The organism is Lentzea kentuckyensis (genome assembly GCF_002150765.1).
In the GTDB taxonomy this organism is placed as follows: Bacteria; Actinomycetota; Actinomycetes; order Mycobacteriales; family Pseudonocardiaceae; genus Lentzea; species Lentzea kentuckyensis.
On sequence record NZ_MUYM01000054.1, the window covers coordinates 70883 to 83968 of the forward strand.

13 protein-coding genes are annotated in these 13086 nt (G+C 67.6%); 3 read left to right on the forward strand and 10 right to left on the reverse strand.

All coding sequences use genetic code 11. The features are described from left to right. Window positions 1-74 precede the first annotated feature (74 nt). Window positions 75-1634, reverse strand: coding sequence for a galactose-binding domain-containing protein (locus B0F77_RS24640; protein ID WP_086665338.1), 1560 nt, complete (start codon window positions 1632-1634; stop codon window positions 75-77). Between the two features lie 104 nt (window positions 1635-1738). Beyond that, on the reverse strand, window positions 1739-1927 hold the full coding sequence (locus B0F77_RS24645) for an antitoxin (RefSeq protein WP_086665339.1): 189 nt from the start codon (window positions 1925-1927) through the stop codon (window positions 1739-1741). Between the two features lie 170 nt (window positions 1928-2097). Between B0F77_RS24645 and B0F77_RS24650 the strand changes: the two genes are divergently transcribed. Further along, window positions 2098-2802, forward strand: coding sequence for a peptidylprolyl isomerase (locus B0F77_RS24650; protein WP_086665340.1), 705 nt, complete (start codon window positions 2098-2100; stop codon window positions 2800-2802). On the opposite strand, the gene B0F77_RS24655 is transcribed toward B0F77_RS24650, so the two are convergent. The 6 genes from B0F77_RS24655 to B0F77_RS24680 form a co-directional block, all read right to left on the reverse strand. Beyond that, window positions 2799-3341, reverse strand: coding sequence for a TetR/AcrR family transcriptional regulator (locus B0F77_RS24655; RefSeq protein ID WP_158102812.1), 543 nt, complete (start codon window positions 3339-3341; stop codon window positions 2799-2801). The genes B0F77_RS24650 and B0F77_RS24655 overlap by 4 nt on opposite strands. Before the next feature lie 102 nt (window positions 3342-3443). Further along, entirely contained in the window at window positions 3444-4616 is a 1173-nt protein-coding gene (locus B0F77_RS24660; protein WP_211293986.1) for an acyl-CoA dehydrogenase family protein, read from the reverse strand. 1 nt (window position 4617) lies between these two features. After that, entirely contained in the window at window positions 4618-5703 is a 1086-nt protein-coding gene (locus tag B0F77_RS24665) for a CaiB/BaiF CoA transferase family protein (RefSeq protein ID WP_086665342.1), read from the reverse strand. Beyond that, a complete protein-coding gene (locus B0F77_RS24670; protein ID WP_211293988.1) occupies window positions 5700-6818 on the reverse strand; it encodes a Glu/Leu/Phe/Val family dehydrogenase in 1119 nt (372 codons plus the stop codon). The genes B0F77_RS24665 and B0F77_RS24670 overlap by 4 nt, the downstream gene beginning before the upstream one ends. Window positions 6819-6828: 10 nt before the next feature. Further along, window positions 6829-7926 (reverse strand): NAD(P)/FAD-dependent oxidoreductase, encoded by a 1098-nt coding sequence (locus tag B0F77_RS24675; protein WP_211293998.1) that lies wholly within the window; start codon window positions 7924-7926, stop codon window positions 6829-6831. A gap of 43 nt (window positions 7927-7969) precedes the next feature. Next, window positions 7970-9454, reverse strand: a complete 1485-nt coding sequence (locus B0F77_RS24680; protein ID WP_086665344.1) for an aldehyde dehydrogenase family protein — start codon at window positions 9452-9454, stop codon at window positions 7970-7972. 81 nt (window positions 9455-9535) lie between these two features. On the opposite strand from B0F77_RS24680, the gene B0F77_RS24685 reads away from it, so the two are divergent. Together B0F77_RS24685 and B0F77_RS24690 are read left to right on the forward strand one after the other, a co-directional pair. Beyond that, on the forward strand, window positions 9536-10453 hold the full coding sequence (locus B0F77_RS24685; RefSeq protein WP_086665345.1) for a LysR family transcriptional regulator: 918 nt from the start codon (window positions 9536-9538) through the stop codon (window positions 10451-10453). A 7-nt stretch (window positions 10454-10460) separates the two neighbouring features. Further along, window positions 10461-11189 carry a HEAT repeat domain-containing protein gene (locus B0F77_RS24690; protein ID WP_086665346.1) on the forward strand — a complete coding sequence of 243 codons (729 nt, stop codon included), beginning with the start codon at window positions 10461-10463 and terminating at the stop codon, window positions 11187-11189. A gap of 10 nt (window positions 11190-11199) precedes the next feature. Here the strand turns inward: B0F77_RS24690 and B0F77_RS24695 are convergent, their stop codons facing one another. Next, window positions 11200-11685, reverse strand: a complete 486-nt coding sequence (locus tag B0F77_RS24695; RefSeq protein WP_086665347.1) for a DinB family protein — start codon at window positions 11683-11685, stop codon at window positions 11200-11202. Window positions 11686-11703: 18 nt separating this feature from the next. Beyond that, entirely contained in the window at window positions 11704-13083 is a 1380-nt protein-coding gene (locus tag B0F77_RS24700; protein ID WP_086665348.1) for an ArnT family glycosyltransferase, read from the reverse strand. Window positions 13084-13086: the final 3 nt, after the last annotated feature.

Genomic DNA, 13086 nt, shown 5'->3' on the forward strand with positions numbered 1-13086 from the left:
CCGCTCGGATCCACCTTCACCTCCGCGATCCCGGCGAACGACGGTAACCGGGCCGCCGGGATCGCGGAAGTGACTCAGAGGCGTTGCCAGAGCGACGCCGCGTTCGGTGGTTCCCACGTCGTGATCGACGTGTGCGCCTGCAGGCACTGATAGTCCAATCCGGCGTAACTCACACGCGAACCAGACGCATAAGCAGTCCCAGGCGCCCACGCTGGGTATGTCCCACCGCCGGGAGGTTCCGTCGTTGTGGTGGTTGGTTGTGATCCACACGCCCCGAAGACCTCGAACTCCCAGAACGAGAACCCGTACACAGTGCCGCGGTTCTTGCCGTTGAACCTCACATGTCGCGCGCTACCGGAAATCCCGATGTCCTCCACGCCACCTGAACCGGTGAACGTCGTGTACGCGTCCCGCCAGGAACTTCCGTTGTCGGACAGCTGAATCGAGTACGCACGACCGTATGCGGCCTCCCAGTTGATGCGCACTCGCGAGAGAGCGCGCGAGGACCCGAGATCGACCTGCCACCAGTGCGGTTCGCTGTGCGCGGACGACCACCGCGTCGACGTCGAACCGTCCACCGCGAACGCCGCCGCCTGGTTCCCGCTCTCCGTACTGGACGCCGACGTCGGCCGGTTCCGCGACAGCAGCGGCCCGCACGTCGGTGGAGGAGTGGTGGTGGTCGTGGGTCCGCCGCCGGATCCACGCGTCCACACACCCACGTAGTCCACGACCATCGGAATACCCGGCACGATTCCCGGACCCGGTGTGCGCGTGCCGGAGTAGTTGTCGGGGAACTCGCCGCCGATCGCGACGTTCAGGATGATGAAGTACCCGGCGTGCCCCGTCATCTGGTTCCAGGTGTCCGCGGGCAGCTGGTTCTGGTTGACCTGGTGGAACAACTCGCCGTCGACGTACCACCGCAGCTGTTGTGGCGACACCGAGGCGTCCCACTCGAACCGGTAGGCGTGGAAGCCGCCCTGGCACGAGGCGCCGGGGCACGGCCGGTTGTTCGCGATGCCGTTCTTCTCGTTGCACGGCCCGCCAGGCGACACGCCGCAGTGCAGAACGCCCCACACACGGTTGACGCCGTTGACGTTCTCCATGATGTCGAACTCGCCGACACCGGGCCAGTTCCACCAGTTCCCGCGGTACGGCGAACCCAGCGCCCAGAACGCGGGCCAGTACCCCAAAGCCGCGGCACCGGACACGTTCGGCATTTGGATCCGCGCTTCCATCCGCAACACGCCGCCGACGGGTGCCTTGAAGTTCTGCGCGTTCGTCTCGATGCGGGCGGACGTCCAGTTGCCCGCGCCGTCCCGGCGTGGCGTGATGCGGAGGTTCCCGCCACCGTCGAGCGAGACGTTCGCCGGATTGCTGGTGTGCGCGGCGATCTCGCCGGTGCCCCAGTTCGCTGGTCCGCCCGGATAGCCGTGACCGAGCGAGAAACGCCAGTTTCCCGTGTTGGGCAACGAGTTCGCCGGTCCGGTGAAGTCGTCGCCGAACACCTGCGTCCACCCGGCAGGGGGAGGTGGAAGCGCGGCGTTGGTGTCGTGAGCGACAGCGACCAGCGCGCTCACCGAGAGCACGCCGGCCGCTGCCAAGGCGATGGATGTTCGTTGTCGAGTGAGCCTCATTGCCAACCCTCCGAACGAGCGCGTGAGAGCGCTCCCACGGACGATGGTGGCAGGCCTGTCAACGGTGCGGAGACATCACTTTCGCCGGTACCGGTTCCGTGCGATCACTGCTGCTCGCCGAAATTCCGGAGGCCTTCCTTGAGTTTGTCCTCGCCCTTGTCGATGTGCTCGCTGTGCTTGCCGCCGGTCTTCTCGTCGGCGAACTGCCCGGCGCGCTCGACGCCGTCGTCGACCTTGTCTCCGTGCTGGCCGATGAGATCCTTGGCCTTGTTCTTCAGGTCATCGAAGCCCATGACTGCATCACCTCCCTATGGAGTTCGGGGTACCCCGTGTCGCATCCGGTACACGTCACTGGATGGAGTGAAGCGCGGCCACAGTGGACGTCCAGATCGAGGCCACGCGGAGTGCGCAAGTGATCCGTTAAACCTTGCCGGGGTACCGTCTGTTGCACTAGGAAACGCGCATGAGGCGATTCGCAGTCGGTCTGGCAGTGATGGCACTGGCCGTTGGGTTCATCACCACCGGAACCGCGTCCGCGCAACCAGCTGTGCAGCCTGACGCACGGCCTGACTGCGGTTACACCGTGACGCCGGACGAACCTCCCGCTCGTCCGGTGTCCGTTCCCCACGACCCGTGGTTCACCAAGGGCAAGGTCCTGGTCAAGGTCAAGACGAACCAGGGCGACATCCCGCTGGTGCTCGACCGCGCCAAGGCGCCGTGCACCGCGCACAGCTTCATCCACCTGGCACACCACGGCTTCTACAACCAGACCGAGTGCCACCGCCTCACCGCGTACCCGACGCTGAAGGTGCTGCAGTGCGGCGACCCGTCCAACACCGGTGAGGGCGGCCCCGGCTACAAGTACAAGGACGAGCTGCCGACGGACCTGAAGCCCGCGCCGAACGACCCGACGGGCCTGCGTCGCATCTACCCGCGCGGCACGCTGGCCATGGCCAACGCCGGCCCGGACACGAACGGTTCGCAGTTCTTCCTCGTGCAGTCGGACTCGATCCTGCGCCCGAACTACACGGTGTTCGGCCAGATCCTGCCGGAGGGCCTGAAGACCCTCGACAAGATCGCGGCGGGCGGCATCGCGGGCGAGAACCCGCTGGACGGCCGTCCGAACGTCAAGTCCGAGCTCAAGTGGGTGTTCCCCCTCGGGCTCTAGTGCTGGGCCCAGCCCTTCAACGCTCCGTAGAACGCATCCGAGAGCCGCCGGACCACCTGATCCTCAGGTAGTCCGGCGGTTTTCGTCAGATCGATGATCTCGCGCGGGTCGAACAACGCGTTGTGCAGAAAGCGCGCCACGGACAGCAACGCGTCCGGCAACGCGAGATCGATCAAGACCCCGCGTAACGCACGGTCCCACGCATTGCACGACAGCGACGTCATCGCGTCGGCGGAATGCAGACGCTCCAAGAACCCCTGCTGTGACCAGAACCGCACGATCACGGGACCGTGCACGTTCTGCATCTTCACCCAGCGCGTGGCCTGGTGTTCGAACAACTCCTTGCCGGTCTTGCGGCATCGTTCGCCGTGCTCGATCAACGACTCGATGACGTCCTCGTGATAGGCCGCCACAAGTGCTTCCACCGAAGGAAAGTGGCGATACGCCGTCGCTTGCGAAAGCGCCGCCCTGCGCGCGATGGACTGCATCGTCGCCGTTGCTGGTTCAGTCCGCAGGACGTGCGTGGCCGCATCCAGCAATCGCTTGCGGTTGCGGCGCGCGTCACTGCGGCTGCTCGTCTCCTCCGGCAGAGCGTCCTCCCACCCGCGAACCCCGTTGCGAGTGCAGGATAAGCGGAACGATCAACGGAACGAGGCGATTCCGGTCAATGCGTGGCCGATGGATAGCAGGTGGATGTCCGAGGTGCCCTCATACGTGAGCACGGATTCCAGGTTGTTCGCGTGGCGCAACGGCGAGTACTCCAACGAGATGCCGTTGGCGCCGAGAATGGTCCGGCTTTCCCTGGCGATCGCGATGGCCGACTCGACGTTGTTGTACTTGCCGACGCTGATCTGCTCCGGCTTCAACGTGCCGGCCTCCTTCAGCTTCGCGAGGTGCAACGCCAGCAGCATCGCGTTGCTGACCTGGACCGACATGCTCGCCAGCTTCCGTTGCGTCAGCTGGAAAGCGGCGATCGGCCTGTCGAACTGGATGCGCGTGCCCGAGTAGTTCAGTGCCGCCTGCAACGAATCCCGCGCGGCGCCGACAGCACCGAACACGATCCCGAAGCGCGCCTCGTTCAAGCACGAAAGGGGAGCGCGCAAGGAAGTCGCGAGCGGTAGTCGCGCGCTTTCCGGCAGCCGCACGTCCTCCAGGATCAACTCGGAAGTGACGGATGCTCGCATCGACAGCTTGTTCTTGATGTCCTGCGTCGAGAATCCCGGTGTGCCGCGGGGAACGAGGAATCCTCGAATTCCCTCCTCGGTCTGCGTCCACACCGTGGCGACGTCGGCCAGACCGCCGTTGGTGATCCACATCTTGGTGCCGTTGAGCACCCAGTCCGAGCCGTCCCGCACGGCGCGCGTGCGCATGCCGGACGGGTTCGAGCCGAAGTCCGGCTCGGTCAGCCCGAAGCACCCGATCGCCTCACCGGCGGCCAGGCGCGGCAGCCACTCCTGCTTCTGCTCCTCCGAGCCGTACTTCCAGATCGAGTACATCGACAGCGAACCCTGCACGGACACGAAGCTGCGGATCCCGCTGTCCACGGCCTCCAGTTCGAGGCACGCGAGCCCGTACGCCAGCGCCGACGTGCCGGCGCACCCGTAGCCCTCGAGGTGCATGCCCAGCACGCCGAGCTTTCCGAGCTCCTGTGCCAGCTCGCGGGGCAGGACGCCCTGCTCGAACCACGAACCGATGTGCGGCCGGACGTGATCGGACAGGTACGCCGCGACGGTGGCCTGGATGTCGCGGTCCTCGTCGCTCAGCAACGACGGGATGTCCAGCAACTGCAACGGGTCCTGCACTGGGTCCGGCACTTCACTGCTCCAGCTTCGGCGGGCGCAGCCGGTAGGTGACCGGCGTGCGCGACAGGCGGATGGGGTTCGCGACGAGCGTCATGTCGCCGATCGTCGCGGTGGGGTGGAGGTCCAGCGACTCGGCCAGCGCGAACGCGTGCGCGACGTCGTTCACCGGACCGCACGGAACACCAAGGGGCGTCAGCGTTTCGAACCAGTGCTGCGCCGGGCGGGCCCGCAGCCGCACCGAGAGGAGCTCGAACAGCTCGTCGACGTGCTCGACCCGGTCGGAGTTCGTCACGAACCGCGGATCCGTGGCCAACTCGGGCACGTCCAGCACCGAGCACAGCCGGCGGAACTGCCGGTCGTTGCCCACGGCCAGCACGATCGGCTGGTCGGCCGTCGGGAACACCTCGTACGGCGCGATCGACGGATGCCTGTTGCCCATCGGCTTCGGCACCGCGCCGGCCAGGGTGAAGCCCGCGCTCTGGTTCACCATGCTGGACAACAGCACCGTCAGCAGGTCCAGCTCGACCAGCTGACCCAGCCCGGTCGACTCCCGGTGCCGCAGCGCCGCCAGGATGCCCACGCAGGCGTGCAACCCCGTGAGGACGTCGACCAGCGCCACACCGGTCTTCACCGGCTCGTACGGACCGGGCCCGGTCACGCTCATCAACCCTCCCACGGCCTGCACGAGCAGGTCGTAGCCGGCCAGGTCCGCGCCCTTGCCCGAACCGAACCCCGAGATCGAGCAGTAGACGAGGTCGTCACGCCCCAGCGACTCGTAGTCCAGCCCGAACTTCTTCATGGTGCCCGGCTTGAAGTTCTCGACCACGACGTCCGCACGCGCGATGAGCTCGCGCGCCTGCTCCCGGCCTGCCCGGGTCGACAGGTCGATCTGCACGGACGACTTGTTCCTGTTGACGGACAGGAAGTACGTCGCCTCGTCCGCGTAGTGCGGCGGACCCCACGTGCGGGTCTCGTCGCCACGGCCCGGCTGCTCGACCTTGATCACTTCGGCACCGAGGTCGCCGAGCATCATCGTCGCGTACGGCGCCGCCAGCACCCGGCTGAAGTCCGCGATCACCACGCCTTCGAGCGAGCTCATGCGACCCGCCCCCGCAGCTTCATCGCGGCCAGCACCCGGTCCTGCGCCAGCTCCCGTGCGGCCACATGTGTGGTGGTGCCCCGGTTTCCGGCCTCGGCGATGACGTTCGCCGCGTTCGCCCTCAGCTTCGAGGACACGGCTTCCAGCACCGTCGCGGGGTTCACCGGGAACGGCGAGTACCGCGCGTCCATCCCGAACGCGGCCGCGACCACGCCACCGGCGTTCGCGATGAAGTCCGGCACGACCGTGATCCCGCGCCGTGCGAGAACCTCCTGCGCCGCAACGGAAGTCGGCAGGTTCGCGCCCTCGACCACCAGGGTGGTGTCGAGCTCGCCCGCGAGTTCCGCGTCGATCACGTCCTGCAGCGCCGCCGGCACCAGCACGTCGCACGGCACCCGCAGCTCGGCACCGAGCTCGCGCACGTCGCCGTACTCCTCGACCGCGAGGTCACCGAATTCTCCTCGCAGCTTCAGCAGCCGTGCGACGTCCAGCCCGTCGGGATCCACCAACGCGCCGTGCACTGACGACACGGCAACGACGACAGCACCGAGTTCGGCGAACCGCTTCGCCGCCGCGGCACCGACCGCGCCAAAACCCTGAACGGCCACGCGTTTGCCTTGCAGGGCCATCAGTTCGTCCGCCACCTCGGCCACGCCGAACCCGGTGACGCCCAGCTCGTCGTACGGAAGACCGCCGAGTTGAGCCGGTGCGCCCATCATAGCGCCGCGGTCCGACAGTTCGTCCTGGACGATCGCGGCGTCCCGTTCGGTGAGGCCCATGTCGAGCCCGAGCACGTACTCGCGCGGCACCTCGTTGGAGAGCTTGCGCGCGAACGCCCGCAGCGCCGCTTCCTTGTCAGGAGAGGAAGGATCGAAGACGATCCCGGCCTTGGCGCCGCCGAAGAACAGGTCGACCCCGGCCCACTTCCACGTCATCACGCGCGCGAGCCGGGCGATCTCCGCGACGGTCACGTGCGGGCTCATCCGCGTGCCGCCCTTGCCCATGCCGCGCGCGGTGTTGTCGATGACGAGCACACCCTTCACGCCGGTGCGCCGGTCCGACACGCAGACGACCTTCTCGGGTCCCCATTCGTCCATGAGCTGGAGAACGTCCATCAGCTTTCCCTCACACGCAGTTGAGTTCCGGCCGCGCCTGGTCGGCGGCGAACCGGGCGGCGTCCAGACTGGACACGTCGACGAACGGCTCGCGGCCGAGCACGAGGTCGCGCACGACCTCCCCGACCGCTGGGCCCTGCAGGAAACCGTGCCCGGAGAAGCCGGTGGCGTAGAAGAACCGGCCGGCCGAGCCGATCAGCGCGTTGTGGTCCGGCGTCACCTCGTACAGCCCGGCCCACCCGTTGCGCACGCCCACGTCCAGCAGCTTCGGCGCACGCCTGCCGATCGCCTCGGTGAGCCGGGGCAGCCAGGCGTCGGACATGTCCAGCTTGAAGCCAGGGGTCTCGTCCGGGTCGGACATGCCGAACAGCAGCCCGCGGCCCTCGCGGTGGAAGTAGAAGGTGCTGCCGAAGTCGATGGTGAAGGGCACCACCCGATCGTGTAGTTCGGGCATGGGCTCGGTGAACATGATCTGGCGCCGCAGGGGAGAAACCGGCAGGTCAACGCCCACCATCTCGCCGATCTCCCGCGACCACGCACCGGCCGCGCAGACCAGATTCCCGGTCGAAACCTCGCCGCGGTCGGTCTGGACGCGAAAAGTGTCGGACCCCGTCCCTACGATCGATCTCACGGTGGTTCTGGTGTGGAAACGGACACCGGATCGGCGGGCCGCGGTGGCATAGCCGAGGACCACGGACTCAGGAGTGCAGTGTCCGTCGTCCGGCGAGAAGGTCGCCGCGAGCAGGCCGTCCGTTTCGATCAACGGCGACATCCGTCGTGCTTCCTCGACAGTCAGCATGCGACTGCGCACTCCGAGGGAGTTCTGGAGGTCGACGTTGCGCTCGAACGCCGTGACGTGTTCCGGAGAGGAAAGGAGGAACAGATAACCGACCTGGTGCAGATCGATCTCCTGCCCGGGCCGCTGCGGAAAGCGCTGGAACGCTTCGAGTGATCGGGCGCCGAGCCTGATGTTCAGCTCGTCGGAGAACTGGGCGCGCACCCCACCCGCTGCTTTGCAGGTGGAGCCGGAACCCAGCTCATCCCTCTCCACGACCACGACATCGCGGACGCCTGCCTCGGCGAGGTGGAAGGCAATGGATGTGCCCATCACCCCGCCGCCGATGACGACGACCTCGGCCTGACCGGGCAGCTCAGCCGAGCCGGTAGTCAAGGTTCGCCTCGATCTCGAGCGTGTCCATCTGCGCCTTCTGCAGCTTCCCGGAGTAGTCCCAGTTCATGGACTGCCAGCGGGTGAACTGGTCGAGCACCCACACGCCCGACTGCCGGGAGCCGTTGCCGCTCTTGCCGTTCCCGCCGAACGGCAGGTGCGCCTCGGCCCCGGACGTCGAGTTGTTGACGCTCACCATGCCGGCGGAGATGGCGGCCCGGAACCGGAAGGCCTTGTTCGGGTCCGTGGTGTAGATCGAGCACGACAGGCCGTAGCCCGGCTTGTTGCCGAGCTCGATCGCCTCGTCCAGGTCCGAGTACTTCATGACGCCGACGATCGGGCCGAACGTCTCCTGCAGGAACAGCTCGTCGTCGGCACGCACACCGGAAACGATTGCGGGGTGGTAGAAGAAGCCGTTCTCACCAGTGAAGCCGTTGCGGGAACTGGCAGCCGTGATGCGGCCGGTCGGGCCGTGCACCGTGTGGTGCTCGCCGATCCAGCCGAGGTACTTCTCGTACGCCAGTGCGAACTTCTCGTCCAGCAACGGTCCATACAGGACATCGCCCGTCGGGTCGCCCACGCCTGCCTCGGCGACGGCTTCGACGAACCGGGACAGGAACTCGTCGTACACCGACTCGTGCACGATCGCCGTGCCGAGCGAGGTGCAGCGCTGGCCCGCGGAGCCGAAGCCGGCGAACAGGGCGCCTTGCACGGCCAGGTCCAGGTCGGCGTCCTCGGTGACGACCATCGGGTTCTTGCCGCCGAGCTCCAGGCACGGCGTCTGGAGGTGGCGTCCGCACAGTTCGCCGATCCGCACACCGACCTCGCTGGACCCGGTGAACCCGACCTTGTCGACGAGGCCCTCCCGCAATGACTGCTCCAGGCCGTTGAACGTCTCCGACCCCTCGGCGAAGACGATCTCGAACACGCCGGCCGGGATGCCGGAGGCCTGGAACACGTCGTAGAAGGCCTGGGCCGACGCCGCGGAGTACTCGGCGGGTTTCCACACGACCGAGTTGCCGCAGAGCAGCGCCGGGATGATGTACCAGGACGGCACGGCGACCGGGAAGTTGCCGGCGGTGATGATGGCCGCGACGCCGACGGGGTTGCGGAACGTGAAGAGCTGCTTGTCGGGCATCTCCGACGGGACGGTCTGCCCGTAGAGGCGCCTGCCCTCGCCGACGAAGAAGTTGCAGGTGTCCACGATCTCCTGCACCTCGCCGCGGGCCTCCGCGATCGGCTTGCCGATCTCGCGGGTCACCAGCTGGGCGAGCGGCTCGAAGTTCGCCTCGACGAGCCGGCCGATGTTGCCGATGACCTGTCCACGCACGGGCGCGGGCACGCGGGCCCACGCGCGCTGTGCCGCCTTCGCTCGTTGTGCTGCGTCGACGAAGGTGCGGCTGGTCCCGAGCTCGATCTCGGTGACCACGTCGGAGGTGTTCGACGGGTTCGTGGAGACATAGGGCATGCCTCCACCCTGGTAGTTGTGCGAGGCTTCCGCCAGAGGTCGCAGAATGAAACCTCGCGACGTCGAGCATAAGCTGACCTGGTGCTCAACCCGGTCCATCTCCGCACGCTCGTCGAGGTCGTGAAGGCCGGCTCGTTCGCCGAGGCGGCCCGCCGCCTCGGCTACACGTCGTCGGCCGTCTCGCAGCAGATCTCGGCGTTCGAACGCGCCGTCGGCGTGACGCTCTTCGAACGTGAGGCGCACTCGATCAGGCCGGCCAGCGCCGCGTTGCTGATCGCCGACCGCGGCGGCGAGCTGCTCGCCGCGTTCGACGGCTTCGAGCACGAGGTCAAGGCGATGGTGCAGGGGCTGCGCGGGCGCCTGCGGATCGGCACGTTCCCCACGGCGAGCTCGCGGGTCGTGCCCAAGGCGCTGGCGAAGCTGTCGGCGGACCTGCCCGGCGCCGAGATCCGCCTGGACGAGGCCGAGCCGGACGACGTGCTGCCGCTCGTGCTGACCGGCGAGCTCGACCTCGCGCTGGTCTACGCCTACGACCTCGTGCCGCAGACGTGGCCGGAAGAACTGACCGTGGTGCCGTTGCTGGACGAATCTCTCCTGGTCATGGTGCCGGCCGAGCATCCAGCCGCGAAAAACAACGTCAAACTCGAAGATCTCAAGGACGAACGCTGGATCGCGTCCCGGGATGGCACCTCCGGAGCCACCTGTCTCACGCGCTTGTGCGCCGCTTCCGGGTTCGCGCCAAAAATTGTTTTCCGAAGCAACGACTACGAGGTCGTGCAGTCACTCGTGGCAGCAGGCGTCGGTGTCGCTCTGGTGCCCGCGCTCGGTTACAAGGGGTTGCCGGGCACGCACGCGATGCCGTTGCGCAGCAAGCCGTTGCGCAGGCATGTGCACGTCGTCCACCGCACCGCGAATACCAACCCGTTGTTGCGGGACGCGGTAAACGCTCTCCAGGAAGTTTGCCAAAACGCCGTGGGCGGCTACATATCTCGGCCATGATGGAGAAATGGGGGAACTCAGCAGCGATGGGGCGCTGGCTGGGATCGGGGACTGGGGTTCACCGGATCAGCGCGCGCACATCAGACATTTGATCGACAACGCCGGACCGGGCGTCGAGGAAATGATCCTCGACGCGCTCGACGATGCGGGCGAGGTTCGCCCGCTGCTGTGCCGGGTGCTCGCGGAACGCGATCCTGACCGCGACCCGGAATACGCGCTCCGGTATTTCTACGCCGAGACGGACGGGCCGGTCCGCCGGTGGCTGGGCCAGGAGGTCTACCGCAGTCCGTGGATGTGGCTCTACGGCATCACCAGGCTGCGCAACGCGAACCCGGTCGCCCGCGTCACGCCGGACGCGACGCATTGGCAGGCCACCCGCCGCCAGATCGCGGTGATCGCGCTCGGCGACACCGCCGACCCGGCCGCGCTCCCGCCGGTCGTCGGCCGCCTGCGCGACGTGAAGTGGTGGGTCCGGACCCAGGCGGCGGCAGCCGTCCGCCGGCTGGCGAAGTCGGGCGTGCAGATCGGCGGCGCCAGCGAGGCGTTGCTCGGGTGCCTGCACCACGACCGTCAGGAGGTGATCGAACAGGCTGCTGCCGCACTGGCGCTCCCGGCGCTGCGCGAACGCCTCCTGTGGTCACGCGCGACGTTGATGCCGCTGGCCGGCGCCATTGTCGACAACGCACTCGACGGCGTGGTCGTGCCGCTCGCACCGCTGTGGCCGGGCGAGGTCTGAGGGCGTCCGGCTACTCGCCGGTCCGGCCGTCCGCGAGTTCGCGGAGCAGATCCAGATGCCCCACGTGCCGCGCGGTTTCCTGGGCCACGTGGGCCAGGATCCACCGGACGGTGAACTTCTCGTCCGCCGCGCTGTCACCGGGCTTGCGCTGCTTCAACGCCTCTGCGTTGGTCCACTCCTCGCGGTACGCCTGGAGCAACGACTCAGGCGTGTCCTCGGCCGTGAGGTCCCACGACGGGTCCGGGTCGCCCTCCCACAACGACGGCAGGTCCAGCCCCGCGCCCGCGATGCACAGCCAATACCGTTCCACCGCAACGAGATGCTTGAGCACACCGAGCGCGGTCAGTTTCGGCGACGTGGCGATCGGGGCCGTCGCGGCCTGGTCGCGGGTGAGCCCGTCGACCTTCAGCACGGCCGTCCTGCGCAGGAAGTCCAGGAACTCCCAGGCGAGCACGCTTTCGTCCGTGGCGAGGTTCGCGGGCCAGGTTCGAGTCACCGGGCGAGTGTGTCAGTCTCAGTAGTAACGGCGTAGCTGAGGCCAGATTTCGTCCCACGACTGCGTTGGCGCCGTACACGCCCAGATCTCCGTGCCGTCCTCGTCGTTCTCGATGACGTTGCGGTGCTGTGCGACGCGCTTGCACCCGGTGAACGGCGGCGCGTTGAAGCCGACGAGCAACACGTTCTTGTTCGACGTCTGGGGCGGTCCCCAGTCGTAGAACGACATGTGGCCGGAATAGACCTGGATCGGCGTGAAGGTCTCGATCGCGCCCGCCTGGCCGTAGTTGCGGGCGATCACGACCGGCCGGTTGTTCTCCCAGTACGCCTTCTCGACGGTGGCGGCGAACTCGTTCCAGCCGACCTGTTCGCCGGGCTCCTGGTTGAGGGCGAGGATCGGCCCGATCGCCTCCCTCGGCAGCACCGGCAGCGAGACGACCACCGCGGGCACCACGCTCGAGACCACCAGCACGGCGCCGGTCACCTTGCGGCGCAACAACCATTCCTGGGCCTGCCGCGCGCCGGCCGCCACCAGCACGAGCAACAACGACACCGCGTAGTACGGCTTGCCGCCGGTGATCAACGTGAGCGCGCACAGCACCGGGTAGGCCAGTGCGACGGAGCGCAACGTCCTGTCGCGCCAGAGGTTCCGGAACCCGATCACCCACACCGGCACCAGCAACGGCGACAGCAGCAGGAACTGCATCGGCACGAACATGACGCGGTTCTCCAGGCCGTCGTCCTCGCTGATGCCCTGGGCGACCGTGAGCAAGGGGAAGTCGTGCAACGCCTGCCACGCCACCACCGGTGCCGCGATCACCATGCCGACCGCGATCCCTGCGGGCAGCCACCACGTGCGGAACACGTCACGCGGACCGGTGATCAGCAACGAGATCGCCAGCGCCGCGACCAACAGCAGCAGCAACCACTTGTTCGCGAGTCCAACCCCGATGGTCGCGCCGATCGCGAGCCACCACCGCCCGTCCTTCGACTTGAGCAGCCTGATCGTGAAGTACCCGATCAGCGTCCACACCAACAGGTCCAGCGTCGCCGTCGACAGCATGTGGTCCACCGCGAGCACGTACGACCCGGTGGCCGACGCGGCCGCGGCGAACACCGCGCCACCACCGAGTTCCCTGGCGACGAGCGCGACCACGACGGTCGTCGCGAGCGCCATCAACGTCGCCACGACGCGCAGTCCCGTGGGCGTCCTGCCGAACAGCTCGGTCGAGATGTCGGCGAGGATCGGCGTGATCGGTGGCTGGTCGACGTAGCCCCACGCGGGCCGGTCGCCGGCGGCCATGAAGTAGAGCTCGTCCCGGTGGAACCCGTACCGGCCCGACAACGCGGTCAGCACCACCGCCTGCACAGCGAGCACCATCCCCAGCCCACGCCTCATGGG

Excerpts from the sequence above, each read along its gene's own strand:
- B0F77_RS24665 (WP_086665342.1), bottom strand. The coding sequence starts at position 5,703 with ATGAGCTCGCTCGAAGGCGTGGTGATCGCGGACTTCAGCCGGGTGCTG.
- B0F77_RS24645 (WP_086665339.1), bottom strand. The coding sequence starts at position 1,927 with ATGGGCTTCGATGACCTGAAGAACAAGGCCAAGGATCTCATCGGCCAG.
- B0F77_RS24650 (WP_086665340.1), top strand. The coding sequence starts at position 2,098 with ATGAGGCGATTCGCAGTCGGTCTGGCAGTGATGGCACTGGCCGTTGGG.
- B0F77_RS24640 (WP_086665338.1), bottom strand. The coding sequence starts at position 1,634 with ATGAGGCTCACTCGACAACGAACATCCATCGCCTTGGCAGCGGCCGGC.
- B0F77_RS24690 (WP_086665346.1), top strand. The coding sequence starts at position 10,461 with ATGGGGGAACTCAGCAGCGATGGGGCGCTGGCTGGGATCGGGGACTGG.
- B0F77_RS24700 (WP_086665348.1), bottom strand. The coding sequence starts at position 13,083 with ATGAGGCGTGGGCTGGGGATGGTGCTCGCTGTGCAGGCGGTGGTGCTG.
- B0F77_RS24680 (WP_086665344.1), bottom strand. The coding sequence starts at position 9,454 with ATGCCCTATGTCTCCACGAACCCGTCGAACACCTCCGACGTGGTCACC.
- B0F77_RS24675 (WP_211293998.1), bottom strand. The coding sequence starts at position 7,926 with ATGGGCACATCCATTGCCTTCCACCTCGCCGAGGCAGGCGTCCGCGAT.
- B0F77_RS24670 (WP_211293988.1), bottom strand. The coding sequence starts at position 6,818 with ATGGACGTTCTCCAGCTCATGGACGAATGGGGACCCGAGAAGGTCGTC.